This window comes from Synechococcus sp. KORDI-100 (assembly GCF_000737535.1).
Taxonomy (GTDB): domain Bacteria; phylum Cyanobacteriota; class Cyanobacteriia; order PCC-6307; family Cyanobiaceae; genus Parasynechococcus.
Genome location: NZ_CP006269.1, coordinates 1,913,203 through 1,933,483 on the forward strand (window position 1 = coordinate 1,913,203; position 20,281 = coordinate 1,933,483).

Here is a 20,281-nt window from a genome sequence, read left to right on the forward strand (position 1 = left end):
TGATCGCCCAGCTGCTGGTGATTGTGGTCCCCGTCGGGCTGCTGTTCTGGCTGTGGCTCGCCATGCTCAGTTGGGGCAGAAACCGGCAACGTTGACGGTTTATTTCTGACCCTTCACCACCGCCACAACGTGGTTCCAGGTTGGGTTCACGATCCGATAGGTGCGCAACGTGGCACGCGATTTGGTTCGCGCGCTCACGAAGGCCTTGAATTCGGTTTTGAAGCAGATCTCCTTGGTCCAGTGACCGTTGGAATCCAGCCGTTCAATGCAGAACATCAGTGTGGTCTGTCCTATCGAAATTGAAAATCAAGGCGCGATCCAGTGCTCAAAAACCACAGGCTCTCTTTGGGATCACGTCAGGAAGAATGAACGGTTTCATGTTGAAATTGCTGGGCTTTGATCGCAGCTTGCGCCATGGCCTTCCTTGCATCACTGGTGCTGCCGGTGCTGATGTTGTTCCACGTCGTGGGCCCCGTCCCTGCGGACCTCGGCATTCACAACGGCCATCTCAGCCCCTGCCCGGGGCCCGCTCACTGCGCCGAAAAGCAATGGACGGCGATGGACTCCAACGCTGAATTCCTGACCCTGACCCATGCAGTGGCGTTGCTGCCTCGCACACAGATCGTCGAGCAGACCGCCCAGTACCTGCACGCGGAAGTAAGCAGTGCCCTGTTCGGATTCGTGGATGATCTTGAGCTGCTGGACACCGGAACCAGCGTCGAAGCCCGTTCCATCTCCCGCCTCGGCGACTCAGACCTCGGCGTCAATGCCAATCGCCTGGCGTCGCTCAGGCCTTGACTTTGCGGAGATTGCGAAGATCCCCCATCAACTGCTTCAGGCCCGTGAAGAATCCCAGCATCGCCAGGACGACGATGCCAACAATGATCACAGTTTCGAGGAGCGCATGGGGGTCTGAGAGCAGCGCGGGCCAGGCCGAGGTGAGGGTTGTCATGGCGAAACACTGTGCTGCTGGATTGGTAGCAACATCCCGATAAGGTGACCATTACAAGCCGACATCTACAGGACGCAGATCACCCCACATGAATGACATCATCTGCCCCCATTGCGGCAAGGCATTCAAGGTTGATGAAACTGGCTACGCCGATATTCTCAAACAGGTTCGTGATCGAGAATTTGAACAACAACTGCGGGAGAGGCTGTCGCTGGCGGAAAAGGATAAGCGCAGTGCCATCAATCTTGCTGTTGAAAAAATCAAGGCCGAGATGCAAACGGTTGCAGCAGGCAAGGAACTGGAAATTCAAGAACTGAAGGCATCCCTGGAGACCCGGACGATCAGCCAGCAGCTGGCGATCACGGAAGCGGTCAGTGCGGCAGAAAAGCAACGCGATCTTCTGGCTGGTGAACTCCAGCAGGTCCGCGACAGCAACACCACCGCAACCCGTCTTGCAGAGACAAAATTCGCCAAGGAAATTCAAGCCATCACTCTTAAGAAAGATGGTGAGCTCCGCGAGCTTCGTTCCCAGCTGGAGTCCAGCGGAGTGCAGCAGAAACTTGCAATCCGGGAGGCCCTGACCTCTATTGAGAAACAGCGTGATGAGCTTCGCAGTGAATTAAGTCAGAGCGAACTGAAGCATCAGCTTGCCGAACAAAGCCTGAAGGAGCGTTACGAACTTCAGATCCATGACCGGGATCAGGCGATTGAACGACTTCGTGACATGAAGGCCCGTCTCTCAACAAAAATGGTGGGCGAAACCCTTGAACAGCACTGCGAAACGGAATTCAACCGAATCCGTGCAGCGGCCTTCCCGCGGGCTTATTTTGAAAAAGACAACGATGCCACGTCCGGCAGTAAAGGCGACTACATATTTCGTGATTTAGATGCGCTGAATACCGAAATTATCTCCATAATGTTTGAAATGAAAAACGAGTCTGATACGACCGCAACCAAGAAGAAAAACGAAGACTTTTTAAAAGAGCTTGACAAAGATCGCCGAGAAAAAAATTGCGAATACGCGGTTCTTGTTTCTCTGCTTGAACCCGATAGCGAACTTTACAATTCTGGAATCGTCGATGTCTCCCACAGATACGACAAAACCTATGTCATCCGTCCACAATTCTTCATCCCATTCATCACACTTTTACGCAATGCATCGTTGAAATCACTGGAAGCCAAAGCCGAACTTGCCTTGGTTAAAGCGCAGAATATCGATATCACCAATTTCGAAAATGAATTGGAAACATTCAAGGGCAACTTCTCGCGCAATACCGATCTGGCACGACGACGCTTTCAGACCGCGATTGATGAAATTGACAAGTCCATTCTTCACCTTCAGAAAACCAAAGATGCACTGATCGGTGCGGACAACAATCTGCGGCTCGCCAACGACAAAGCGCAGGACGTTTCAATCAAAAAACTGACGCGGCGCAATCCGACCATGGCGGCCAAATTCGCAGAGGTGCGTGATCAACAACAGAGTTCCTGATTCAGTCTGATCCGTTCTCCCAGCCCATCATTCCTCCCAGTAAACCGTGCAGCGCCAGCGAACCTTGATCATCTGCAGCTGCTCCCTGCAAACGAGATCTTTCACGGTTGCCTTTCTGGGAAACAACCGTTGAACGGCATAGATCGCCAGCTCCTGGGTTGGTCCCTCTGCCATTGATGTTTCAGCTCTCGCCATGGCCGCGCTGGCCATCACGCAAAGGAGTCCACAGGCAAGACTTCGCATCAGCTCATCGCGAGGGTGTTCCCCTAACCAGGTCCCGGAGGGTCGTCGATGAAACAGGGCATGACATCAGCGACAGATCCACATCCACGACTGAACGCAGCTTCAACCTACCAATGCGTGCTGCGGCGGAATATCCATGGGGTTCATGCCTCCCGACGACCCATGACGTGCTGTCAGCTGATCTCCATGGTCATCGATGACAAACAGGTGACCAAGGCCAGCAAGCCAATTGATTCGACGAAGCCAACGACCCGACCCAGTTGATGGTTTTCAGGGACACACTTGAGGTTGTGATGCCCGACGCTGCGCCTGTTCAGACCATGCCCTCCTCGCCGCGAAACCGAATCGGAGAGGTCTATGGCCAGCTCACAGTGATACGTGGTTCCGAGCGCCGTACCAAGGGGGGCAATGCCTACTGGTGGTGTCGTTGCAGCTGTGGCCGGGAGAGAGAGGTTCCGGGAGACAAGCTTTCTCACAACACCAAGCGACGAAAACCGACAGTCACTGCCTGCGAACGCTGCGCCAGAGAGCGCCAGATTGAGGCGGTCTGCAAAAAAAACGATCGGGAGGAGCGACAACGACGCATCGACGCGCAGCAGAAACGAAAGGAACTGATCGGCGTTGTTCCCGACCGCTGGCTATCGCTGCCGCTGACGGATGCACATGCGCGCGAACTGAAACAGACCCTGTTTTTTCGAGGAGTGCGATGTTTAAGAGGACATATCGCCCCTTACAGGATCAATGGCGGATGTCTGGCCTGCTCAGGGCAGACACCTAGTGCCGAAGCATGGAGCGAAATGAGCTGACAGCAATCAGCGCTTTGGTTGACGAACGTTCGCCATCATCCAGGCCCATAGGGTGCTCACGGAAGCTCCAAATGCAAGTAGTGCCAAGAGTTTAGTTTCCATCAGAGGAAGTCGAAATCGTCATCAGATTCACCATCGAAGGCATTCATCACCAACGCAGCGAATGGAACAAATACAGACGCAATGACAAGAATTTCCATCAGCTCGTCTGTTTTAGCGCTTAAACATAATTTACAAGCATTTACAAAGCGTTGCGATGGCTACGCCCGCACAAGCTTGAGCAAAAATGCTCAATCTGACACCTGTCAAGCGCCACAGTCTCGTCCTGAGACCATTAAGTTGCGATCCTGCGACGCCATGCGATGCGCTCGGTCAACTCAGCTCGCTACGTGCAAATGGCAAGGCAACAGCGCCGAGACGCTTTCCTGTGCCGGATCGAGCGCTTCAACGGGCGCGTTGCCATGCTTGCCGTGCTGGCGGCAACGGCTGCTGAACTGACGCTTGGGCACCCACTTCTGGTCCTGCACGGGCACAACTGATCGGAACCGTCATCAGCAGTTCAACATCATTCTACTATCACAGTCGCACCTGATACCGCGACTAGTGTTACAAGATTTTAAAAGAGTCCAGTTGCTGGTCTTTCCATGCCGGAACAGGACATCGCGGCCCACATGGAGATGGATCTGAATGCTCTCCGTGTTCTCCATCGTGTGGTTGTTGATGCTCACGACCGTTGGAGCGGAGGTGATCCAGAGGAACAGAACCTTCTTGCCGCCATGCGTCAGCAGCTCTATGCCGCTCTGATGGAAAACCTTTTTCAAAGCGGAGAGATCTGAACAGCACGATCGGTTGTCAGACCTGAATCACCTCTCCCCTGCTCACCACCTCTCCAGCGCGTGGCATGAGCTGGCTGGCCATCAGGAGATGGGCCATGAAGCGGCTTGCAGACAGCAAGGCAAGGCCAAGACAGATCGGACAGTGTGTCAATCCCATGCCAAAAGCTTCGACGCCTGCCTCCCACTGCAGCAGGGATTGACGAATTTCTTGATGATCATCCCAACAACCAGAACAGAAGCGATGCGAGCAGCACACTCCTGAAAAATGAGATCCAAAGCATGCCGTAAACGCCTAATCCGAAGCGACGCATCAAGGCATTGAGCTGCTGCTTATGCCAGCGCACCAGACCAGAATCGCCCTCGACATTCAATTGCTGGATGCGCTTCAAATCCACACGGCCAAGTCGTGTCATCAGGGGACTCCTCGCTGATAAGCTGAGTTTTTGCTTTGTTTCGGAGAACGGATGAGTCAGGTCACAGTCGGTGAAAACGAGGGGATCGAATCAGCACTGCGTCGTTTCAAGCGCTCAGTGGCAAAAGCTGGCATCTTCTCTGATCTGCGACGCATTCGTCACCACGAAACACCTGTTGAGAAGTACAAGCGCAAGCTGAAGCAACGGTCCCGCAATCGCCGTCGTTAAACGAGCCTTCAAGGTCCACGGGTCGATCTGAACTGAATCGATCACCGGCTCGAACCATGCAGGCAGCAGACGAATAGGTCATCCGCTTAACCACCACATCCAACGCATCCATCGCCTCAGCAGCGACTTGAACATGGACTGTGGCTCGGATCGTCCTCCCATACAGCCAAAGCCCTACTGCGCCGACTCTCAAGGCCGTTGTGCGCTCTATCGATCCGGGAGACCGTTGTCAGGCTGACGCCTGCTGTCGCTTCAGATGATGGCACCTGTTCAGGGCGGCGCGGGACTCAAGACCCGATGCGTCACACCAGACGGTCGGGTTTCGCCAGACTCCAACTCACTTGAAGCCATCGCATGCTTCTACCGATGCCGTTCTGTCCTGTCAGCGCAGCAAAGATCGCCAGCCTCAAAGCCACGGTGATGCTGCTGCTAGTGCTGTTGTTCAAGTCAAAAATGCTGCGCCTCAAGATGTCGCTGCTCGGCAGTGTCCTCGGCTTCGCCATGTTGATCGGTTTTCTGATCACCACCGGTGTGCTGACCGTCGTCGCAGGTGGTGCCGTGGCTTACGCCGCCATGCAATCCGGCAACCGCAGCTGACTCCTCATGCAACGACTCGGACTTCTCGCCGGTATCGGACTGGCCACCCTTGGAACCCTCGGCATTGCAGGCAGCGGAATTCTCTGGAATTTTCAGGGCCGCACCCTCGGTCTCAGCAGCACCATCACCTCCCTGGTCCTGATTGCCATCAGCCTGGTGCTGCTTCGTCCTCTGCCGAACGAACCCTTTGATCTCGAGCTTATCGACATCAGCGATCTGCCAGCTCCCACCACAGCTCCATCCACGATCACGCTGAAGCGACCGCAGGCCTCACTGATCGGCATCACTCTGGCTGGGATCGGCACCTTCGGCCTGGCCGCCTCGGGCATCCTCTGGAACTTTCAGGGAGTGGCATTCGGGCTGAGTGGAACCCTCACCTCCGTGGTTGCCCTGCTGCTCAGCATCCCTTTTCTCTGGCCGATCGGCTCCCGTCGACCGAATCAGCCGATCACCATTCAGCTAAAAAGCAAACCTCAACCTGCTGAAGCATCCGAACAGACCGGAACTCCGGAACCGGTTCAGGAATCAGACCCGCAAGCAGCGTCGGAAACAGCCGTTGCTCCGGCTGAGTTAGACGATGTACCTGCATCGCCATCCAACGGGGTGTTGACCACAGCGGAAGCCATCGCGGCTGAACTGGCTGCGGCGCAGGACCAGGCGCCCCCTGTCGAACTTGTGACCTTCGCGCCCCAGAACCTTGCACCCGGCGGCACGTTGCCGAGTCGCAACCGCAGACCAGGCGCATCGCTGAAGGGCTACCGAGGCATGGTGGAAGACCTGTTCCGAAGCTGACGTCGTGAGCGAGAGTCTCCGATCTCTTCCATCCACTGGCGCCATCAGCGGCTTGCTTGAAGCCGTCGGTTTTTTCCGGGATCCCGAGTTCGCATCACGACGATTCGAAGCCTTCGGGGATGTTTTCGAAACAACCCTGATCGGTCAGCGTTTGATCTTCGTCCGTGGAGATCAGGCGATTGAGGATCTGTTCCAGCAATCTGACGCCGTTCAGGGTTGGTGGCCAGGCAGTGTGCGAACGCTGCTTGGTAGCCGATCCCTGGCCAACCGCAACGGTCCTGACCACAAGGCGCGTCGGAGGGTCGTCGGGCAGCTGTTCACGACGGCTGCCCTGCGTCGTTACAGCCCCAAGATCATGGCCATGGTCAACAGCCTGGCGGAGGAGGTCAAGGCAGCCGACACACCCATCGCTCTGGCCGAGCGGATGAGGCGCTTCGCTTTCTCGGTGATCGCCACCACCGTGCTGGGTCTCGATGGCCGTGATCGCGATGACCTGTTCAGAGACTTTGAGATCTGGACCAAGGCCCTCTTCTCGGTGCCTCTGGCCATCCCCGGCAGCCCGTTTGCGAAGGCTCTGAAGGCCCGATCCCGTTTACTCAGCAAGCTGCAGCAGGTTCTCTCGGAAGCCGATGACCGTCGTGGCGGTCTCGACCTGCTGGCCGGAGGATTGGATGAGGCGGGACTGCCCCTCAGTGATGAAGACCTCGTGGAGCAACTTCTGCTGCTGCTTTTTGCTGGTTACGAGACCACGGCATCGTCCCTGTCCTGTCTGATGAGGGAACTGCTGCTGCAACCAGAGCTTCTGATCTGGCTTCAGGAAGAGCTGGACCATCTGGTCTGGCCACACACCGATGATCCCACCAGCAGCTATGACTCTGCGCGGGCACCGCGCCTGCAGGCCGTAGTGAACGAAGTCATGCGGATGACGCCACCGGTGGGGGGCTTCTTCCGAATCACCACCCGCCCGATCGCATTGGCTGGCGTTGAGATCCCGGCGGGACGGGTGATCCAGGTGGCCCTCGCCTCATCCAACCGTCATGGCTCAGGGGATCTCGAAAGGTTCCGTCCGCAGCGTCATCTCGACGGATCTTTCCGGAAGACCCTTTTGCCATTTGGAGGAGGCGAACGTGTCTGCCTGGGCAAAGCTCTGGCTGAACTGGAGATCCGGCTGATGACGGTTGGCCTGCTGAAACAGGTGTCGATCAGTCTCTGTACCGACCAGAACCTCGACCTTCAGTTGATCCCCAGTCCCTCCCCGAAGGACGGTTTACTGGTGAACGCCAGACATTGATCACTTGCCGATGCCATGGCGTGACGTCGTGCGTTGGACGTGGTGGCTGAATCCCGGATGCCACCTCCTGCATGTCCCGTCGCAGCCGGTGGAGAACCGGTACCAGCAACACCGCCAGGATCAGTGCCATCAGCAACAGGAACGGCAACAGCGCCATCATCCAGACGGTGGCCACCGCCATCCCAACGCCGGTCAGCAGCAACCGGATCCACTGGGGAGATCGACGGCCGGGCAGCTTCTTCATGCCTTCAGGACTGGGCGGCTCTGAGCGCTTGCAACCCAAGCATCATGTGGGTCCGGAAACTGCCGAGTGCCATCACCTGTTGAGGGGAACGGTGACGTCCTATGGCGTCGCCATGGTCGGAGATGCGCTGCAACAACTGCTGCGTTTGCTCGCTCCAGGCCTGAAGGTCGTCGGCGAGTGGGTCCGCTTCCAAGGAGGAGACGTCAATGTCAACGTCCCTGAGTGCCGACTTCAGCAATCCCGACAGATCACGGTGACTGAGAGCGTCTGGAACCATCAGGTGTTCAGCATCCTTCATCGATTTCTGCTGTGTCATGACCCGACCCTATGGAGGCCGGGCCAAGCCATCCAGTTCGGTTGACAGGGGGATCTCCACACCGTCTAGGGACTGTCACGGAAAATACGGTCAAGTTCACGACGAAAGTCCCGGCTACTGAGCGGAGCCGATCCACGGCGTCGTCGATTGCGCTGCAACAGCGACGCGATCCACCAGATCTGGAGTGCAGAAAACAGCACTCCAGTGGTCAGCAGGCTGACCGAGGCGCTGTTCCATTCCATGCCGAAGCCTCAATAGCTGGATTGCGGCAGGGTGAAGCCCGACTGCATGTGTCCGATATCGAGCATCACGTAGACCAGCCAGATCAGCAGGGCCGCAACACCGGCCCCGGCAGCGATCTTCGCCAGGGAGCGCCCGATCATTTCAAGCAGGCTGATCTCTTTCATAACGGCGGGGTCGATCTCAGTGATTCTGCCTGCAAGAACCCTGAAACCGCCTGATGTGGCAGCCTCAAAGGGCAACAAGGCGTCAACGCCATGCCGCTTTTGCCCCGCTGGCGTTACATGACGCCGAATTCACAACGTTCTGCGCGTCGATTAGGAATCAGCGTTGGAGTGTTGTTGCTTGGTCTGCTTGTCAAGCTGCCTTTGACCTGGCTTGTGGTCGGCCTGATGGTCTGGTGGCTGTGGATTGGCTTGAAACGGCACTGATCCAAAAAAAAGTCCTGCCGAAGGCAGGGCTGAATTCTCACGGGTGTGACCTTGTTTCCACGTCGTGAGATCTCCTCACCATTCAACAGTGCCAAAACCTCACGGAAGATGGAATGTCGACCATGCACCCGGTCCAACTGGCACAGATCTTGACCGCCCAGGCGACAGATTGGCCAAGAGCTGGCCTGGCACGGTCAAATCATCGATTGATGAGTATCAAGGAGTTGAGTCCAGGCCTGACCGTTCCATGACCAAACTGATCAGGAACCGCTCAATGGTGGCTGAGCAAGGCCCGCAGGAACGTTTCCTTCATTGGTGGAGAGGACTGTTCAAAAAAACCCAAACGGCCGGTGATCGCAAGGACGACAGGACGGAGAGGCCGTTCATGTTCTGGGACCTCAGCGACGGTTGATCAGCCCTGACCGAACAATCCGAAGCTGATCTGACTGGCAATGCCGTGGCCGGTGATCACTTCAGTGAGCAGTCCGATGAGGAAACCGAGCATGGCCACGCGTCCATTCAGCAGCTCGGCACGATTCATGCGCTCTCCCTGGATCTGGGATTTCGCAGCCTCCTGATACCAGTCTTCGCGCGCTTGGCTGGCGGAATCGGACATATTGCTGCTGCAATTGTGAAATAATATTACAGGAGCTTGCAGAGGAAATCGTCGACTTTCTCGACAGCGAGTTGCAGATTCGTCGAGACGCTGTGCCCTGAACGCTGGCGCGGTTTGAAGCTGTGGTCTCCATCGGGGATCCAGGCCAGCTGAACCGCCGGCGCGAGGTCATAGTCCCTCACCTCCTCGAAACGGCCCATGGCGTCGCGTTCACCCTGCAGCGATCAACATTGGGACTGTTGATCGCTGCAGGTGCTCAATCCTGAGACGGTCCGGACGCCCCATGGGATGGAAGGGATAGCCAAGACAGAGGCAACCCCTGATGCGATCTGCCACGAACAACGGTTCCGCAATCATGCTGGCCACACTGCCTCCCATTGACTTGCCTGCAATGAACAGAGGGAGAGGCTCTGTGAGTTGATTGACCTCTGCCTGGAAGTGGCCGGTCAGCACCTCAATCCTGTCAGGAGGCCGCTCCTTGCCGAGAAGCCTCTGGCGCTGCATGTAGGGAAATTCAAATCGAATGACGCGACAGCCAAGGCTCCCAAGCGATCTGGCAGATGTTTCCATGAAGGAGGACTCCATTCCGGATCCAGCTCCATGGGCGAAAAGCAGATTCGCCTTGGGAGAACCGCAACAATCAAACAGCCGTGTTTCCTGCATCGCCTGGACGGATCAGCGTCCCAGCTTGGAGGGAGAACTGTCAGCGAGCTGCAGGAACGTCGCTAAGGCTTGGCGTGCGCTTAAGGAGCTGCTCGAGTGAATCTGAGGTGAACTCCAGATCCGGCTCAAGACGGCGGCTGACGAGTTCATCGATGGAGAAACAACCCGGTCCAACGGCAAGAATGGCCACCGCTGACGCGAAATAGAGACCAAGCAACTCCAGCAGGTAGATGTTGAAGCCAGCCGTGATGATGGCGTGATAGATCGCTACTGAAATCGTGCCGGCAACAGCCAGGGCACCGAAACGAGTCAGCAAACCTGTGATGAGAAGCCAACTGCCGACCACCTCTGAAAACGCTGCGACGTAGGAGAGAAGAATCGGGAAGGGGAGATGGAGGGGTCTGACGAAGGCGTCTGCGAAGTTTTCGATATTGGCAAGCTTTTCGTAGCCGTGGTGAATGAGCAGCGCTCCTGTGAACACGCGCAAAAGCAGCAGACCCAGATCGCCGACGAACGGCTTGGTGAGAATGGCGCGGACCATAGACCTGTGATCGTTTACATGAATTTAAGAAGTTTTGTTGACTCGGCGCGCCTCGTCTAGGCACAAATAACCAGGTTGAGTATTTATACGCAGCAGAGCGGGCTGACGGCGTGCAGGCCGATCAGTCAGCAGCTCCCAGCCGGGCGTTGTGCTGCTTCTGCATCTCCACCATCTCTCCGCAGGTGAGTGCCGGGCTGTACTCAAACTCAACGCCGAACATCGAACGCCAGACCATGAAATGGCGGAACAAAGCCTTGGCATCCACGGCTTTGCAGATCACACAGATGCGCCCTGACTCCGGCATGTGCAGGCGGGCAACAAGTTCAAAGCCATTGGCCTTGTCCTCTGCTGCTCCGGCTTCCATGTAGTCGATGAAAGCGGTGTAGCCCTCGTCCTGGGTTTCCGATGGAACCTGACCGTTGACGACGTAGAACTGCATGCCGGATCTGTGAGAGGACGTACGTCTTTTTAGAACTGACCGGAGCCAGGTCAACGTGCTCTTCAAGACAGCTCAACCAAAGAGGACCTGTGCCTCCCGTCCCTAGGTCAGTGCCTCCTGCATGGATCTCTGCGGCAGATCCGGATCACTGGTGACTTCGATGATGCGACCGATCGAAGCCGGCACGAGCAGTGCCTCGACACAACACCGCGCCACCAAACGTCGCGGGATCGAGTTGCTGTTCTGTTGATCAGCACCACTCCAGCGAATCCCCTCAGCGGCCACGTTGTCCTCACGTTCTGAGAGCCCACCCGGCCGGATCACCGTCCAGTCCAGTCCACTGGTTTCAAGAGCGCTCTCTCCCACCCGTTTCCAGATCAGGATCAGTCCAAACAGGTTGAGTGGATGTCTCCAGCGGCCAGCGCAGAGGGAACTCACCAGGATCACCCGATTCACCCCAACACGTCTGCAGCTCTCCACCTGGGATGTCACAGACCAGGCATCAACGCGCATTGGCCCTGACAGATCGACTGACGGTCGAGCACCCGTGGCAATCACCAGCGCATCAAGACCTTGGAGGGCTCGATCAAGGGCCTGTTGATCGAACAGGCTGAGACGCTGCTGGTCGCAGCTGCTGAGCTGATCGGGCAGCACCGATCCAGGCCGAAGCAACAGGCGTGGCTCAAGGCCTTCGTTCAGCAACTCCTCGGCAACGCGGTAGCCCGTCTTGCCTGATGCCCCACTCACGGCAACGCGCCTGATCATCGTGTGGACAGTCGAGGCCGGGTGATCGCCAGCAGAAGCGCTCCGCAGAACGTGAGGTTCCGAATCAGTCCTGAGTCCGGCGGGAAGGCATGGAACAACAGGGTTGTCGGCACCAGGAAAACCAGAAGAAGTGCAGCTCCGATACGGGTGGTGCGACCGAAGACCAGAAGGATCGACCCAAGGACAAGAAAGGCGATAGCTCCAGCCAGAAGCAGAGCCGCCAGAGGCTCAGGAACACCCTTGGAAGCGATCCCGGCAGCCGTGCCTGAAAAATCGCTGATCTTTCCAGGCACGGCTGCGATGAACATCGACGCCAGTGCGAGACGACCAAGACGATCGACCAGCTCAGTCGTCATACACGAGACACTCGGGCTCGTCGGGATTCTGCTCGCAGAACAACTCGAGTGGAGAGGGATCGTGGGTGTCGTCGGGGAACTGCTTCTTGTGATCCAGAAGCCATTGAAGTTCTTCGGTGAGGTGTCGCACCTTGCCGTCGTTGTGCTCAGCCAGAGCTTTCAGAAATTCCTCTTGATCTTTCTGGATGTGCTCGTCGATCGTTTTCATGATGACAAGAGAGCTTCTGATCTGATTCAGTCGTAGCGGCCGCTTAACGCATTGATCAGCAGGTATTTCTACCTTTATGTCTAAAAGCGGACATGCACTGGTTTCCAGGCACAGTGACAGTGAGGCTGATTCTGGATCCACGGAAACCATGCAACCCTCCGAACGAGCGGTGATGACGGGAACCATCCTTTTCGCGATGGGATTGGTGATCGGAATTGCGATCGGGTCCGCTTCCGCTGTGTCGTCCCTGACCCAGGGAGCACCCGATGTCCTTCAGAGCTGGTCGGGTGTGGTCGCCCTTCCCTGAGTCATCGACCGCTTGACGCGCAGGCCCTGGGGATCTATCAGACAGCCAAGTCGCGAGACTCAACGGTGGGCAGCAGCGCTGAACGGACCATTTTCCGTCGGGATAAGCGAGGTGTGAGCGGCTGGCTGAAAGCCTTTAGACAACTTTTTTTCGGATGAGGGCCCTCAGAACCAGCATTCGGTCAGCAGACGAACAAGAAGTGCTGATTTCGGGAGATCACCTGAGCCATGGTGAAAACGCCATGGCAAAGCTTTCATGAGCGCGCGCAGGCCTTACACCGTTCGCTTCAGAACCCCGGACAACAACACCCTCGAGAACTGCTTTTATGCGACGGATGCCTTTCAGGCTCGACTTTTAGCGATGGAGTTCAACCGTTACATCAAGGACCACCCCAATCGCATCGACAAAATCTTCAGCGCAGCCCAACGCTGATCGTGCCGCTGCTGATCAATTGCTCGAGCCGCGCTGACAACTTCAGTTCCGTGCGATCGAAAAGATCCTGATGTCCGGCCAGATACGCCAACTCCTCGCTGGTGATGACCTGATGGGTCACAGCATCCAGGTAGATCTGAACCAGAGACATTGAGCGGGTGTCGGACCAGGCAATCCTGGCAACCGCACCTCATGATCGGAGGATCTCCGCGACAACAACAGCCTCGATAGCGACACAAGATGGATCAGCAACGGGTCCAAACTCTCGTTCAGCAGTGCGCCCTGGGCCTCTTTGACCTTGCCTGTGCCGTCAGCGGGCATCCAAACTGGGATCTCTCCCTTCCTGTGGGAGTCATCGATGCCCGCAGAACAAAACCACGGCTGATGGTGTCCGCGGTGGGAACGATCAACTCGATGGTCAAGGCATCAGCCACCATCGGACACCCATTGATGCAAAGCTTTTTCCAACGCTTCGACGACATCGGGCTCGATGCAGCCCTGGAGGAGACACGCTCAGGCGAGGACGCGGAGGCCTTTGAGGAGATCTGGCAGGCCTACCGCGATGAACGCAGGCAAGCGGAACAACCGATGTGGAGCATCGAGGACGCCACGGACTTTGTTCTCAAGTCCCGGGAAGCCCACGCCGATCATGAAGTGGCCTGTCTGGCCATCTTTCCAGGTGATCCCCACAAAATCCTGACGTTTTCGATTCCCATCGCCTTTCTCACCAGACCGGACAACTGAATCAGTTCGAAGGAGGGCCATCCTGTCCGTCATCGTTTCCATCGTGACCGGCAGAGACCAGAAAACGGCTGGAGAACCGAGTTGCCAGAACGATCGTTGCAGCCCCATATGCAATGAAGGTGACCGCTTGTCCGGACGATCCAGTGACGTAGACCTCTCCTTCGAGCAGCAACCAATCCATAAGGGAAGCCACAGTCCCCCAGATCACCACCCAGACGGAGACATAAACAACGCCACGGAGGGTCCCGCCCATCTGTCAGCTAGCAAGGGGCCAAAGGTTTAGCAGCAAACCCAGGGCTGATGAGCCCTCGTCCCGTAATGTCAGCCCCTGACCAGGACGAAGGGATGCCAAGAAAGCGGCGCAAACTCAACAAGGACATGGAAGCGGAGATCGCAGCCGCAAAACGCAAGGTTGAGCTTTTCACGGCATTGATCAACGACATTCGTGACGAGGACATCCAAGGGGAATACCTGGATGCGTTCGCTCAGGTCAGAGCAGCCGTTGTCCACCTTCAGGCGACCTACATCACAGACGGCTTCTGCGAGGAAACCGAAGGAACGCTGGCGCTGTACCGCGGATTGATCGACCGTTTCGAGGAGGAATACGAGCTCTGAGCTGAGCAGCTGGCTTCAGCGGCTGTAGGAGACGCCGCGATAGCAGAAGTTGCCGACAACAGCAGACGATTCTGCCTGTCCAGCGGTGTAGGTGCAGCCCCGATAAGTGAGGACGGGATGACGGCGGGCATCCTTCTGCCGATTACCGTAGACATTGCGGTCGTAGCGCAACTGGGTGGCGGAGAGGGAGCCTTGCTCGTAGCTCTGGCCCCGATAAAGCAGTGTTGTCATGGTTCGAGTCCGAAGAAAGACCGACGTCCCCGTTCCATGGCGTCGATCGAACTGCGCTCTGCTGGTAGCAGAGTGAACGTTTTGTAGCCGTTGCTACAGAACGGTTATAGACGGTCGTTGGGGCGATGTGCGAACAGACCTCAACACTTCTTTATCCAGCCTCTGATCTGGATCGCCTGACAGAGGCACAGAGCTGTCACATCTGTGACGATCAGGCTGAACAGGCCCGGCGATAAAGGCTCAGCGGCTTTTGCCCTCTCATGCCCGATGGAATTCAGCTGACGGTCTCCCAGCAATTCGAACAGGAGCGTCTGACCAGGGCGATTGAATCCACCACGGACCCTGTCCAGCTTCAAACCCTGGCCAAACAACTCCTGCAGGCCTGGCAAAGCCAGAGAGCCGCCACCGACTGGATCATTCGTCAACACGCTCAGGGCATCTAACTTTGTCCGGCGATTAACGATTGGGGCGTCTAAGCTCTGACGCCCGTCATTCCGCTGTGGCCCTGAAACAAAGCGAACGCCAGGTGTCTTCTTTGAGAATGAAAATCACCGTTCTGGTGGCAGGCATCGGCCCTCTCGTTGCGATCGGAATCTGGCTGCAATCCATAGGTTTTTTCAGTTGATGTTTTGATGCTGCCCTCCAAACAACTCGTTCATGCCTTCGTTCTAGGCACCTTCTCCCTGGTCGGATCAACCGCCGTGATGGCCGAAACGGTGAAATACACCCTCGTGAATGGCGACACCGTCAGTGGTGAGCTTGTTGAGAGCGAAAGCACGGATTCCCTGAAGGTTCTGATCAGTCCTGTGCTTGGACGACTCGAAATCGATGTGGCCTCCATCAAGGTTCCTGACCCCGAGCCGCTCTGGAAAACCAGCATCAGTGGTGGATTCAGTGGCAACGACAGCGATGGTGATGGAACCTTCAGTGGAGATATCAGTGCTGCGACCCGATACAAAGATGCTGACCAGACTTTGAAGTTGTCGGGCAGCATCAACTACAACCGCAACAACGACAAAGACAAGGACCCCGAAATAAAAACCAAAAAAGGAAATCTCCAAATCTCCTACGACAAATTCCTTAACCCCGATATAAGCCTTTATGCATTAACGGATTACAATTACGATTATTTAAAAGACTCAGGAGTCAATAATATTCTTGCTTCAATCGGTGTCGGTTTTCCTCTGATCGACTCTGACACGACCACTTTGAGCGTCAAAGCTGGACCTTCCTTGAGCTGGATAGGAGGAGGAGATGATTGTTCGAACGATGAGTACTGCGGAAACAGCTACGGGGGAGCAGCACTGACCGTTGACTTCGGCTGGAAACCCACAACGTGGTTCCGTTTCGGCGCAGTGAACCAGTTTTCAGCAGCCTTCGCGTCTGAGGTGAAGCCCTACAACTCCTTCACCGCAACCTTCAAATTCATCCCATCAACCCAGACCAACCTGTTCACATCTCTGAAATTTCAATCCATCTATCAGAGCATGAGCTCGCCAACATCAAACAACACGGTGTCCGGACAAGTGGGCGTTGACTTCTAGCCCTCTGAGTCCTTCGGGAGCAACAACCAAGCAGCAAGCCATGACCAAGTGGCCACGTCGCTGTCTTTTCGCCCTGGCTGGAACCCTTGCAGGCCTCGGGTGTGGGCTCGGTCTGTCGCTGCTGCGAACACACCAAGATTCTCCGCAGTCAGTGGAGACGCCAGAGTCCCAGGACGTCGGATCAAGGCCAATACCGAGTGAGCAAACGGTTGAGACGCGTCTACCCACGAAAACAACCAATCTGAGCGAAGGTTGTGCTTCCCCTCCCCAGGGAGGTCCGCCCGTGAACGAGAACTTCGAACCATGCTGAAACCGCCGCTTGATGCACAAACCATCCGTGCGCTGTTCACGAAGCCCTATGGAGAGGATGCTCCAACGGCCGAACAATGGAAAGCCGTTTATGCGGATGATGTTGAGTTCGTAGACCCAACACAAAGCTCATCCGGAGTTGAGTCATACATCCGAGCGCAGCAGAGTCTGATGCAACGTTGTGATGACGTTTTCCTCGAAACGGAATGTATCGCTTTGAACAATGATGTTGCTTTTATCGAATGGAGAATGGGTCTCAAGATCAAGGGTGTCGAATTTATCTACCCAGGCACAACACGCCTGGTTTTCGGCAGCGATGGTCGCATTATCAAGCACAGGGATTATTTCGATTTTGTCGGTCCGACGTTTGAACCAGTGCCTGTGATCGGTGGCTTTGTTCGCTGGATGTACAAGCGTTTCGTTTCCTGAGGATCAGAACCGTTGCCATCATTTTTACAACCATGCTCTGAACATCTCTAATGCTCAGAGCCCTGACGTACAAGGAATGAGCGATTGATTAAAATTGTTGGATGAGATCGAAATCCTTTCAAATATTCTGTTGATGTTCCGTCTCCAAGTGCTGTTGAGATTCACCCTCGCAACGATCTGATTCGTTGATCAATCCCGATCTGATGACAGCTGCAGCGGGTTCAAAGGTTCTTCAACGAAAAAGATCACGGAAACAAAGATGCGCCGCAACAGGCTGTCATCGCAACAGCCAGTCATCGCAACAGCCATTCGGTCGTGACAAATTGAAAAAGGTGGTTCGAATTTGAGAGTTTTCCCAGAAACAATGTCCAGGTCAACAGCGCCACGCCCACTGCAAATCCAGACAGAAGGGGTTCTCTTCCCTGCCGAAGAGACTTCATGCCGATGAGTCCGCTGCTGCTGCAAAACCAGAGCCCCATGACCCAGCAGGGGAGATACACGAGGACCCTCAAAATCAAAGGCTGCAATGCCATCTCATCCGGCTGCATTGGCAATGCCAGCTCTGTCAACAGCCATGGATAGAGGATCCATAGACCTGCATCGCGCAGGCGCAACAAGGCAACACGTCCTGGATGCTTGCGATGGAAGCGAAGACTGTCCATAACAGTCCCATGGCAGCTCAATGCTCCACCAATGGACTGAGTGAGACATGAGATCAATCTGAGAGAACTCTCATGCAGCAGAACTCGCGAGGGATTCCTTCCTTCCAAGCTGATTTTTCTCCGCATTGCAGCCATGGTTGCTTGCTGAGCAGATCGCTTGCCTCTCAACCCCGTCAGTTCAAAATCCTGCTCGGAATCCAGGCTTGCAGGTGTCGTTCACGGACCTGACCGAAAGGCCATGACGATGGCAGGCCATAAATGATTGGGCTTCATCGAAACGAACGTCGTCGATGACGCCCCCCCTTCACCATCCGTGTTGAACGGCGACGCAGGTTGTCCATCTCCAGCTGATTCCAACGCCAGCCAATCAGGGACAGCATCAGAACCACGACGACAAGCACGAACCAAATCGTCACGGCTCACATGCAGAGGCTGCTCTGCCAAAGCTCCTGCTCCTCACCCAGATGAGTTCGCATGCAACTGGAGATGCAATCGTCACCACCATCAACAGGACATCGGGTGATGCACTCGAACCAGGCATCAACGGCATCCCATTGCCGGGATTCGGATGACGTGATGCTCTTGTTGTCCTGCGACACAACGGCTCCGGCTCCTTCATCCGTTGTAGTTCCACCAGGGATCACTGTCGGCTTGGATGAAGGGCTGTGAAGGGGTCAGCGCTCTCCGTCCTGCTCAAACGAACACTCGAGCAGTGCTGCATAAAGCAGGGTCTGCAGCCGGTGGAGATCCTCCTGCTCCTGAGGATCAGGCCCTCCAGGCCACTTTTCGAGATGAAAGCGAACCGAACGATGGAGCAGCCGGATGGCATCCACATCCAACTCGAAATGAAGGGTAGGGCGTGAATCTGTCATCAACCCATCTTCATGGCAGCTGCGCTTGACGCCAACAACGAGACGTCTTAGTACATATGTACGCACGCATCTTTGTTTCTTGGCCTCCAATTCCCATGATCCAGAGCCGTGGCCTCCAATCGACCACGGACATTTGCGTCCCAGCCGTTCTCTGATGGTCTGCATCACCTGTCAGCAGTTCCGCCACGCACTCACCCCGATCGGAATCACGGTTCCGGCGTGCCATCGCCATGAACGACTTCTGCCCCAGGGGGCCCACCTCAGCCATCGCTGCCACCAGTGGACACAACGGCTGGAACGCGAGATGAGCTCCTGCCCGGAAGCGGCCTGAGGCTCAGAACCGGCGGGCAGAAAAGCAACAGCACAGCAGCACGCCCTGAAGCACGCTAGGGAGTCGGATCCCCCTCCAGAACGCCTGAAAACCCGTGGTGCTTCAGCGGAGACAGGGGGTGAATTCCTGGACAAAAGACCAAAAAAATCCCCACCTTTCGGTGGGGACGTGTTGAACGAAGCAGAATCCTCAACCGATGGAGGGAGCCTGCAGAGCCACAGGGGTGGACTCAGCAGCAGCCAGGTCGAGGGGGAAGTTGTGAGCGTTGCGCTCGTGCATCACTTCCATGCCGAGGCCAGCACGGTTCACCATGTCTGCCCAGGTGTTGATGACACGGCCCTGACCATCAAGGATGGACTGGTTGAAGTTGAAACCGTTCAGGTTGAAGGCCATGGTGGACACGCCCATGGACGTGAACCAGATGCCCACGACCGGCCAGGCAGCCAGGAAGAAGTGGAGGCTGCGGCTGTTGTTGAAGGATGCGTATTGGAAGATCAGGCGACCGAAGTAACCGTGGGCAGCCACGATGTTGTAGGTCTCTTCCTCTTGGCCGAACTTGTAGCCGTAGTTCTGGGACTCGGTCTCGGTGGTTTCACGCACCAGGGAGGAGGTCACCAGGGAGCCGTGCATGGCGGAGAACAGGGATCCACCGAAGACACCTGCGACGCCCATCATGTGGAAGGGGTGCATCAGGATGTTGTGCTCGGCCTGGAACACCAGCATGAAGTTGAAGGTGCCAGAGATGCCCAGGGGCATGCCGTCAGAGAAGGAACCCTGACCGAAGGGATACACCAGGAACACGGCGAAGGCCGCTGACAGGGGAGCGCTGTAGGCAACGCAGATCCAGGGGCGCATGCCGAGGCGGTAGGAGAGTTCCCATTGACGCCCCATGTAGGCGGAGATACCGATCAGGAAGTGGAAGACAACCAGCTGGTAGGGGCCGCCGTTGTACAGCCACTCATCGAGGGAAGCAGCTTCCCAGATGGGGTAGAAGTGCAGGCCGATGGCGTTGGAGGACGGAACAACAGCACCGGAGATGATGTTGTTGCCGTAGATCAGAGAACCAGCGACAGGCTCACGGATGCCGTCGATGTCGACCGGAGGTGCGGCGACGAAGGCAACGATGAAGCAGATGGTGGCTGCCAGGAGGCAGGGAATCATCAGCACACCGAACCAGCCCACATAAATGCGGTTGTTGGTATCAGTGACCCACTGACAAAAGGCTTCCCAGTTGCTCTGGCGTCCGCTGCGAATGGCGGTGGACATAGGAGAAAAGAAGACAGGAAATAGCCACCCTTATTGCAAGGAAGGCTGAGCAAAGACTATGGAGTGATGC

General features: G+C 56.2%; 43 protein-coding genes. 20 read left to right on the forward strand and 23 right to left on the reverse strand.

Annotated elements, in window-relative coordinates:
* Positions 1–99: 99 nt before the first annotated feature.
* Positions 100–276 (reverse strand): hypothetical protein, encoded by a 177-nt coding sequence (locus tag KR100_RS15985; protein WP_156098025.1) that lies wholly within the window; start codon positions 274–276, stop codon positions 100–102.
* A gap of 138 nt (positions 277–414) precedes the next feature.
* Between KR100_RS15985 and KR100_RS09760 the strand changes: the two genes are divergently transcribed.
* Positions 415–798: a DUF1499 domain-containing protein gene (locus KR100_RS09760; protein ID WP_038545305.1), complete on the forward strand. Its 384-nt coding sequence runs from the start codon at positions 415–417 to the stop codon at positions 796–798.
* Here KR100_RS09760 and KR100_RS16575 read toward each other — a convergent pair.
* Complete coding sequence (locus tag KR100_RS16575) at positions 788–952, reverse strand: hypothetical protein (RefSeq protein ID WP_204207677.1); 165 nt, start codon at positions 950–952, stop codon at positions 788–790. The two genes, KR100_RS09760 and KR100_RS16575, sit on opposite strands and share 11 nt — an antisense overlap.
* Positions 953–1,040: 88 nt before the next feature.
* Here KR100_RS16575 and KR100_RS09765 point away from each other — a divergent pair, with 88 nt between their 5' ends.
* Positions 1,041–2,444 (forward strand): DUF2130 domain-containing protein, encoded by a 1,404-nt coding sequence (locus KR100_RS09765; RefSeq protein WP_038545308.1) that lies wholly within the window; start codon positions 1,041–1,043, stop codon positions 2,442–2,444.
* Positions 2,445–2,471: 27 nt separating this feature from the next.
* On the opposite strand, the gene KR100_RS09770 is transcribed toward KR100_RS09765, so the two are convergent.
* Complete coding sequence (locus KR100_RS09770; protein WP_038545311.1) at positions 2,472–2,687, reverse strand: hypothetical protein; 216 nt, start codon at positions 2,685–2,687, stop codon at positions 2,472–2,474.
* Between the two features lie 320 nt (positions 2,688–3,007).
* On the opposite strand from KR100_RS09770, the gene KR100_RS09775 reads away from it, so the two are divergent.
* From KR100_RS09775 to KR100_RS09780, 3 genes are all read left to right on the forward strand, one after another.
* Entirely contained in the window at positions 3,008–3,493 is a 486-nt protein-coding gene (locus KR100_RS09775) for a hypothetical protein (protein ID WP_038548544.1), read from the forward strand.
* 362 nt (positions 3,494–3,855) lie between these two features.
* The gene (locus KR100_RS15990) at positions 3,856–4,032 is read left to right on the forward strand and encodes a chlorophyll a/b-binding protein (protein ID WP_162176513.1); all 177 of its coding nucleotides are present in this window, start codon (positions 3,856–3,858) and stop codon (positions 4,030–4,032) included.
* A 105-nt stretch (positions 4,033–4,137) separates the two neighbouring features.
* Positions 4,138–4,329: a hypothetical protein gene (locus KR100_RS09780; RefSeq protein ID WP_038545313.1), complete on the forward strand. Its 192-nt coding sequence runs from the start codon at positions 4,138–4,140 to the stop codon at positions 4,327–4,329.
* Positions 4,330–4,345: 16 nt separating this feature from the next.
* Here KR100_RS09780 and KR100_RS16580 read toward each other — a convergent pair whose 3' ends face one another.
* On the reverse strand, positions 4,346–4,486 hold the full coding sequence (locus KR100_RS16580) for a hypothetical protein (RefSeq protein WP_204207679.1): 141 nt from the start codon (positions 4,484–4,486) through the stop codon (positions 4,346–4,348).
* A gap of 58 nt (positions 4,487–4,544) precedes the next feature.
* Positions 4,545–4,742, reverse strand: coding sequence for a hypothetical protein (locus KR100_RS09785; protein ID WP_038545316.1), 198 nt, complete (start codon positions 4,740–4,742; stop codon positions 4,545–4,547).
* A 51-nt stretch (positions 4,743–4,793) separates the two neighbouring features.
* On the opposite strand from KR100_RS09785, the gene rpsU reads away from it, so the two are divergent.
* The 5 genes from rpsU (at position 4,794) to KR100_RS15995 (ending at position 8,255) form a co-directional block, all read left to right on the forward strand.
* Entirely contained in the window at positions 4,794–4,970 is a 177-nt protein-coding gene (gene rpsU / locus KR100_RS09790) for a 30S ribosomal protein S21 (protein WP_009790002.1), read from the forward strand.
* 354 nt (positions 4,971–5,324) lie between these two features.
* Entirely contained in the window at positions 5,325–5,567 is a 243-nt protein-coding gene (locus tag KR100_RS09795; protein ID WP_038545320.1) for a hypothetical protein, read from the forward strand.
* Between the two features lie 6 nt (positions 5,568–5,573).
* On the forward strand, positions 5,574–6,359 hold the full coding sequence (locus KR100_RS09800) for a hypothetical protein (RefSeq protein WP_051847450.1): 786 nt from the start codon (positions 5,574–5,576) through the stop codon (positions 6,357–6,359).
* 4 nt (positions 6,360–6,363) lie between these two features.
* Complete coding sequence (locus KR100_RS09805) at positions 6,364–7,650, forward strand: cytochrome P450 (protein WP_038545325.1); 1,287 nt, start codon at positions 6,364–6,366, stop codon at positions 7,648–7,650.
* A 71-nt stretch (positions 7,651–7,721) separates the two neighbouring features.
* The gene (locus KR100_RS15995; protein ID WP_038545328.1) at positions 7,722–8,255 is read left to right on the forward strand and encodes a hypothetical protein; all 534 of its coding nucleotides are present in this window, start codon (positions 7,722–7,724) and stop codon (positions 8,253–8,255) included.
* A 20-nt stretch (positions 8,256–8,275) separates the two neighbouring features.
* On the opposite strand, the gene KR100_RS16585 is transcribed toward KR100_RS15995, so the two are convergent.
* Both KR100_RS16585 and KR100_RS16590 read right to left on the reverse strand, forming a co-directional pair.
* On the reverse strand, positions 8,276–8,452 hold the full coding sequence (locus tag KR100_RS16585) for a hypothetical protein (RefSeq protein WP_204207681.1): 177 nt from the start codon (positions 8,450–8,452) through the stop codon (positions 8,276–8,278).
* A 9-nt stretch (positions 8,453–8,461) separates the two neighbouring features.
* The gene (locus KR100_RS16590) at positions 8,462–8,617 is read right to left on the reverse strand and encodes a hypothetical protein (protein ID WP_204207683.1); all 156 of its coding nucleotides are present in this window, start codon (positions 8,615–8,617) and stop codon (positions 8,462–8,464) included.
* Positions 8,618–8,707: 90 nt separating this feature from the next.
* Here KR100_RS16590 and KR100_RS16000 point away from each other — a divergent pair, with 90 nt between their 5' ends.
* Positions 8,708–8,881 (forward strand): hypothetical protein, encoded by a 174-nt coding sequence (locus KR100_RS16000; protein ID WP_156098027.1) that lies wholly within the window; start codon positions 8,708–8,710, stop codon positions 8,879–8,881.
* A gap of 247 nt (positions 8,882–9,128) precedes the next feature.
* The gene (locus KR100_RS16005) at positions 9,129–9,293 is read left to right on the forward strand and encodes a hypothetical protein (protein WP_156098028.1); all 165 of its coding nucleotides are present in this window, start codon (positions 9,129–9,131) and stop codon (positions 9,291–9,293) included.
* Here KR100_RS16005 and KR100_RS09825 read toward each other — a convergent pair whose 3' ends face one another.
* The 8 genes from KR100_RS09825 to KR100_RS09855 all read right to left on the reverse strand — a co-directional run bounded on the left by KR100_RS09825 (position 9,294) and on the right by KR100_RS09855 (position 12,469).
* Complete coding sequence (locus KR100_RS09825) at positions 9,294–9,497, reverse strand: chlorophyll a/b-binding protein (RefSeq protein WP_038545335.1); 204 nt, start codon at positions 9,495–9,497, stop codon at positions 9,294–9,296.
* Between the two features lie 26 nt (positions 9,498–9,523).
* A complete protein-coding gene (locus KR100_RS17050; RefSeq protein WP_369793791.1) occupies positions 9,524–9,697 on the reverse strand; it encodes an alpha/beta family hydrolase in 174 nt (57 codons plus the stop codon).
* Between the two features lie 10 nt (positions 9,698–9,707).
* The gene (locus tag KR100_RS09830) at positions 9,708–10,160 is read right to left on the reverse strand and encodes an alpha/beta family hydrolase (RefSeq protein ID WP_369793792.1); all 453 of its coding nucleotides are present in this window, start codon (positions 10,158–10,160) and stop codon (positions 9,708–9,710) included.
* A 40-nt stretch (positions 10,161–10,200) separates the two neighbouring features.
* Positions 10,201–10,701, reverse strand: a complete 501-nt coding sequence (locus KR100_RS09835) for a DoxX family protein (RefSeq protein WP_038545337.1) — start codon at positions 10,699–10,701, stop codon at positions 10,201–10,203.
* A 121-nt stretch (positions 10,702–10,822) separates the two neighbouring features.
* Positions 10,823–11,140: a DUF3303 domain-containing protein gene (locus KR100_RS09840; RefSeq protein WP_038545340.1), complete on the reverse strand. Its 318-nt coding sequence runs from the start codon at positions 11,138–11,140 to the stop codon at positions 10,823–10,825.
* Positions 11,141–11,242: 102 nt separating this feature from the next.
* The gene (locus tag KR100_RS09845) at positions 11,243–11,905 is read right to left on the reverse strand and encodes an SDR family oxidoreductase (protein ID WP_038545343.1); all 663 of its coding nucleotides are present in this window, start codon (positions 11,903–11,905) and stop codon (positions 11,243–11,245) included.
* On the reverse strand, positions 11,902–12,261 hold the full coding sequence (locus KR100_RS09850; RefSeq protein ID WP_038545346.1) for a DoxX family protein: 360 nt from the start codon (positions 12,259–12,261) through the stop codon (positions 11,902–11,904). Before KR100_RS09850 ends, KR100_RS09845 begins: the two co-directional genes overlap by 4 nt.
* Positions 12,251–12,469, reverse strand: coding sequence for a CP12 domain-containing protein (locus tag KR100_RS09855; protein ID WP_028952348.1), 219 nt, complete (start codon positions 12,467–12,469; stop codon positions 12,251–12,253). Before KR100_RS09855 ends, KR100_RS09850 begins: the two co-directional genes overlap by 11 nt.
* A gap of 148 nt (positions 12,470–12,617) precedes the next feature.
* Between KR100_RS09855 and KR100_RS09860 the strand changes: the two genes are divergently transcribed.
* Together KR100_RS09860 and KR100_RS16595 are read left to right on the forward strand one after the other, a co-directional pair.
* A complete protein-coding gene (locus KR100_RS09860; RefSeq protein ID WP_156098029.1) occupies positions 12,618–12,776 on the forward strand; it encodes a hypothetical protein in 159 nt (52 codons plus the stop codon).
* Positions 12,777–13,031: 255 nt separating this feature from the next.
* On the forward strand, positions 13,032–13,208 hold the full coding sequence (locus tag KR100_RS16595; RefSeq protein WP_204207685.1) for a hypothetical protein: 177 nt from the start codon (positions 13,032–13,034) through the stop codon (positions 13,206–13,208).
* On the opposite strand, the gene KR100_RS16600 is transcribed toward KR100_RS16595, so the two are convergent.
* Positions 13,189–13,359, reverse strand: coding sequence for a hypothetical protein (locus KR100_RS16600; RefSeq protein WP_204207687.1), 171 nt, complete (start codon positions 13,357–13,359; stop codon positions 13,189–13,191). The genes KR100_RS16595 and KR100_RS16600 overlap by 20 nt on opposite strands.
* 89 nt (positions 13,360–13,448) lie before the next feature.
* Between KR100_RS16600 and KR100_RS09865 the strand changes: the two genes are divergently transcribed.
* A complete protein-coding gene (locus KR100_RS09865; protein WP_038545355.1) occupies positions 13,449–13,952 on the forward strand; it encodes a hypothetical protein in 504 nt (167 codons plus the stop codon).
* A gap of 1 nt (position 13,953) precedes the next feature.
* On the opposite strand, the gene KR100_RS09870 is transcribed toward KR100_RS09865, so the two are convergent.
* Positions 13,954–14,205, reverse strand: a complete 252-nt coding sequence (locus tag KR100_RS09870) for a hypothetical protein (RefSeq protein WP_038545358.1) — start codon at positions 14,203–14,205, stop codon at positions 13,954–13,956.
* Between the two features lie 92 nt (positions 14,206–14,297).
* Here KR100_RS09870 and KR100_RS09875 point away from each other — a divergent pair, with 92 nt between their 5' ends.
* On the forward strand, positions 14,298–14,567 hold the full coding sequence (locus tag KR100_RS09875; RefSeq protein WP_038548551.1) for a hypothetical protein: 270 nt from the start codon (positions 14,298–14,300) through the stop codon (positions 14,565–14,567).
* 15 nt (positions 14,568–14,582) lie between these two features.
* Here the strand turns inward: KR100_RS09875 and KR100_RS09880 are convergent, their stop codons facing one another.
* The gene (locus tag KR100_RS09880; RefSeq protein WP_038545361.1) at positions 14,583–14,798 is read right to left on the reverse strand and encodes a DUF4278 domain-containing protein; all 216 of its coding nucleotides are present in this window, start codon (positions 14,796–14,798) and stop codon (positions 14,583–14,585) included.
* Between the two features lie 260 nt (positions 14,799–15,058).
* Between KR100_RS09880 and KR100_RS09885 the strand changes: the two genes are divergently transcribed.
* The 3 genes from KR100_RS09885 to KR100_RS09895 all read left to right on the forward strand — a co-directional run bounded on the left by KR100_RS09885 (position 15,059) and on the right by KR100_RS09895 (position 17,080).
* A complete protein-coding gene (locus KR100_RS09885) occupies positions 15,059–15,241 on the forward strand; it encodes a hypothetical protein (protein ID WP_038545364.1) in 183 nt (60 codons plus the stop codon).
* A gap of 189 nt (positions 15,242–15,430) precedes the next feature.
* A complete protein-coding gene (locus KR100_RS09890) occupies positions 15,431–16,342 on the forward strand; it encodes a DUF481 domain-containing protein (RefSeq protein WP_051847451.1) in 912 nt (303 codons plus the stop codon).
* 303 nt (positions 16,343–16,645) lie between these two features.
* Positions 16,646–17,080, forward strand: a complete 435-nt coding sequence (locus tag KR100_RS09895) for a nuclear transport factor 2 family protein (protein WP_038545366.1) — start codon at positions 16,646–16,648, stop codon at positions 17,078–17,080.
* A 293-nt stretch (positions 17,081–17,373) separates the two neighbouring features.
* Here KR100_RS09895 and KR100_RS09900 read toward each other — a convergent pair whose 3' ends face one another.
* From KR100_RS09900 to KR100_RS09910, 4 genes are all read right to left on the reverse strand, one after another.
* The gene (locus tag KR100_RS09900) at positions 17,374–17,877 is read right to left on the reverse strand and encodes a hypothetical protein (protein WP_156098030.1); all 504 of its coding nucleotides are present in this window, start codon (positions 17,875–17,877) and stop codon (positions 17,374–17,376) included.
* Positions 17,878–18,011: 134 nt separating this feature from the next.
* Complete coding sequence (locus KR100_RS16010) at positions 18,012–18,158, reverse strand: hypothetical protein (RefSeq protein ID WP_156098031.1); 147 nt, start codon at positions 18,156–18,158, stop codon at positions 18,012–18,014.
* 3 nt (positions 18,159–18,161) lie between these two features.
* Positions 18,162–18,386: a hypothetical protein gene (locus tag KR100_RS16385; protein ID WP_038545371.1), complete on the reverse strand. Its 225-nt coding sequence runs from the start codon at positions 18,384–18,386 to the stop codon at positions 18,162–18,164.
* A gap of 30 nt (positions 18,387–18,416) precedes the next feature.
* Complete coding sequence (locus tag KR100_RS09910; protein WP_038545374.1) at positions 18,417–18,614, reverse strand: hypothetical protein; 198 nt, start codon at positions 18,612–18,614, stop codon at positions 18,417–18,419.
* A gap of 133 nt (positions 18,615–18,747) precedes the next feature.
* On the opposite strand from KR100_RS09910, the gene KR100_RS09915 reads away from it, so the two are divergent.
* Complete coding sequence (locus tag KR100_RS09915; RefSeq protein ID WP_239420308.1) at positions 18,748–18,945, forward strand: galactose oxidase; 198 nt, start codon at positions 18,748–18,750, stop codon at positions 18,943–18,945.
* Positions 18,946–19,134: 189 nt separating this feature from the next.
* On the opposite strand, the gene psbA is transcribed toward KR100_RS09915, so the two are convergent.
* Positions 19,135–20,211: a photosystem II q(b) protein gene (psbA, locus tag KR100_RS09920; protein WP_038545378.1), complete on the reverse strand. Its 1,077-nt coding sequence runs from the start codon at positions 20,209–20,211 to the stop codon at positions 19,135–19,137.
* Between the last annotated feature and the right edge of the window lie 70 nt (positions 20,212–20,281).

What these genes read in the sequence shown, in the direction of transcription:
- KR100_RS15985 (WP_156098025.1), bottom strand. Translation starts at nt 276, where the DNA reads ATGTTCTGCATTGAACGGCTGGATTCCAACGGTCACTGGACCAAGGAG.
- KR100_RS09760 (WP_038545305.1), top strand. Translation starts at nt 415, where the DNA reads ATGGCCTTCCTTGCATCACTGGTGCTGCCGGTGCTGATGTTGTTCCAC.
- KR100_RS16575 (WP_204207677.1), bottom strand. Translation starts at nt 952, where the DNA reads ATGACAACCCTCACCTCGGCCTGGCCCGCGCTGCTCTCAGACCCCCAT.
- KR100_RS09765 (WP_038545308.1), top strand. Translation starts at nt 1,041, where the DNA reads ATGAATGACATCATCTGCCCCCATTGCGGCAAGGCATTCAAGGTTGAT.
- KR100_RS09770 (WP_038545311.1), bottom strand. Translation starts at nt 2,687, where the DNA reads ATGCGAAGTCTTGCCTGTGGACTCCTTTGCGTGATGGCCAGCGCGGCC.
- KR100_RS09775 (WP_038548544.1), top strand. Translation starts at nt 3,008, where the DNA reads ATGCCCTCCTCGCCGCGAAACCGAATCGGAGAGGTCTATGGCCAGCTC.
- KR100_RS15990 (WP_162176513.1), top strand. Translation starts at nt 3,856, where the DNA reads ATGCGCTCGGTCAACTCAGCTCGCTACGTGCAAATGGCAAGGCAACAG.
- KR100_RS09780 (WP_038545313.1), top strand. Translation starts at nt 4,138, where the DNA reads ATGCCGGAACAGGACATCGCGGCCCACATGGAGATGGATCTGAATGCT.
- KR100_RS16580 (WP_204207679.1), bottom strand. Translation starts at nt 4,486, where the DNA reads ATGGGATTGACACACTGTCCGATCTGTCTTGGCCTTGCCTTGCTGTCT.
- KR100_RS09785 (WP_038545316.1), bottom strand. Translation starts at nt 4,742, where the DNA reads ATGACACGACTTGGCCGTGTGGATTTGAAGCGCATCCAGCAATTGAAT.
- rpsU (WP_009790002.1), top strand. Translation starts at nt 4,794, where the DNA reads ATGAGTCAGGTCACAGTCGGTGAAAACGAGGGGATCGAATCAGCACTG.
- KR100_RS09795 (WP_038545320.1), top strand. Translation starts at nt 5,325, where the DNA reads ATGCTTCTACCGATGCCGTTCTGTCCTGTCAGCGCAGCAAAGATCGCC.
- KR100_RS09800 (WP_051847450.1), top strand. Translation starts at nt 5,574, where the DNA reads ATGCAACGACTCGGACTTCTCGCCGGTATCGGACTGGCCACCCTTGGA.
- KR100_RS15995 (WP_038545328.1), top strand. Translation starts at nt 7,722, where the DNA reads ATGTCCCGTCGCAGCCGGTGGAGAACCGGTACCAGCAACACCGCCAGG.
- KR100_RS16585 (WP_204207681.1), bottom strand. Translation starts at nt 8,452, where the DNA reads ATGGAATGGAACAGCGCCTCGGTCAGCCTGCTGACCACTGGAGTGCTG.
- KR100_RS16590 (WP_204207683.1), bottom strand. Translation starts at nt 8,617, where the DNA reads ATGAAAGAGATCAGCCTGCTTGAAATGATCGGGCGCTCCCTGGCGAAG.
- KR100_RS16000 (WP_156098027.1), top strand. Translation starts at nt 8,708, where the DNA reads ATGCCGCTTTTGCCCCGCTGGCGTTACATGACGCCGAATTCACAACGT.
- KR100_RS16005 (WP_156098028.1), top strand. Translation starts at nt 9,129, where the DNA reads ATGACCAAACTGATCAGGAACCGCTCAATGGTGGCTGAGCAAGGCCCG.
- KR100_RS09825 (WP_038545335.1), bottom strand. Translation starts at nt 9,497, where the DNA reads ATGTCCGATTCCGCCAGCCAAGCGCGCGAAGACTGGTATCAGGAGGCT.
- KR100_RS17050 (WP_369793791.1), bottom strand. Translation starts at nt 9,697, where the DNA reads ATGGGCCGTTTCGAGGAGGTGAGGGACTATGACCTCGCGCCGGCGGTT.
- KR100_RS09830 (WP_369793792.1), bottom strand. Translation starts at nt 10,160, where the DNA reads ATGCAGGAAACACGGCTGTTTGATTGTTGCGGTTCTCCCAAGGCGAAT.
- KR100_RS09835 (WP_038545337.1), bottom strand. Translation starts at nt 10,701, where the DNA reads ATGGTCCGCGCCATTCTCACCAAGCCGTTCGTCGGCGATCTGGGTCTG.
- KR100_RS09840 (WP_038545340.1), bottom strand. Translation starts at nt 11,140, where the DNA reads ATGCAGTTCTACGTCGTCAACGGTCAGGTTCCATCGGAAACCCAGGAC.
- KR100_RS09845 (WP_038545343.1), bottom strand. Translation starts at nt 11,905, where the DNA reads ATGATCAGGCGCGTTGCCGTGAGTGGGGCATCAGGCAAGACGGGCTAC.
- KR100_RS09850 (WP_038545346.1), bottom strand. Translation starts at nt 12,261, where the DNA reads ATGACGACTGAGCTGGTCGATCGTCTTGGTCGTCTCGCACTGGCGTCG.
- KR100_RS09855 (WP_028952348.1), bottom strand. Translation starts at nt 12,469, where the DNA reads ATGAAAACGATCGACGAGCACATCCAGAAAGATCAAGAGGAATTTCTG.
- KR100_RS09860 (WP_156098029.1), top strand. Translation starts at nt 12,618, where the DNA reads ATGCAACCCTCCGAACGAGCGGTGATGACGGGAACCATCCTTTTCGCG.
- KR100_RS16595 (WP_204207685.1), top strand. Translation starts at nt 13,032, where the DNA reads ATGAGCGCGCGCAGGCCTTACACCGTTCGCTTCAGAACCCCGGACAAC.
- KR100_RS16600 (WP_204207687.1), bottom strand. Translation starts at nt 13,359, where the DNA reads ATGTCTCTGGTTCAGATCTACCTGGATGCTGTGACCCATCAGGTCATC.
- KR100_RS09865 (WP_038545355.1), top strand. Translation starts at nt 13,449, where the DNA reads ATGGATCAGCAACGGGTCCAAACTCTCGTTCAGCAGTGCGCCCTGGGC.
- KR100_RS09870 (WP_038545358.1), bottom strand. Translation starts at nt 14,205, where the DNA reads ATGGGCGGGACCCTCCGTGGCGTTGTTTATGTCTCCGTCTGGGTGGTG.
- KR100_RS09875 (WP_038548551.1), top strand. Translation starts at nt 14,298, where the DNA reads ATGCCAAGAAAGCGGCGCAAACTCAACAAGGACATGGAAGCGGAGATC.
- KR100_RS09880 (WP_038545361.1), bottom strand. Translation starts at nt 14,798, where the DNA reads ATGACAACACTGCTTTATCGGGGCCAGAGCTACGAGCAAGGCTCCCTC.
- KR100_RS09885 (WP_038545364.1), top strand. Translation starts at nt 15,059, where the DNA reads ATGCCCGATGGAATTCAGCTGACGGTCTCCCAGCAATTCGAACAGGAG.
- KR100_RS09890 (WP_051847451.1), top strand. Translation starts at nt 15,431, where the DNA reads ATGCTGCCCTCCAAACAACTCGTTCATGCCTTCGTTCTAGGCACCTTC.
- KR100_RS09895 (WP_038545366.1), top strand. Translation starts at nt 16,646, where the DNA reads ATGCTGAAACCGCCGCTTGATGCACAAACCATCCGTGCGCTGTTCACG.
- KR100_RS09900 (WP_156098030.1), bottom strand. Translation starts at nt 17,877, where the DNA reads ATGGCTGCAATGCGGAGAAAAATCAGCTTGGAAGGAAGGAATCCCTCG.
- KR100_RS09910 (WP_038545374.1), bottom strand. Translation starts at nt 18,614, where the DNA reads ATGACAGATTCACGCCCTACCCTTCATTTCGAGTTGGATGTGGATGCC.
- psbA (WP_038545378.1), bottom strand. Translation starts at nt 20,211, where the DNA reads ATGTCCACCGCCATTCGCAGCGGACGCCAGAGCAACTGGGAAGCCTTT.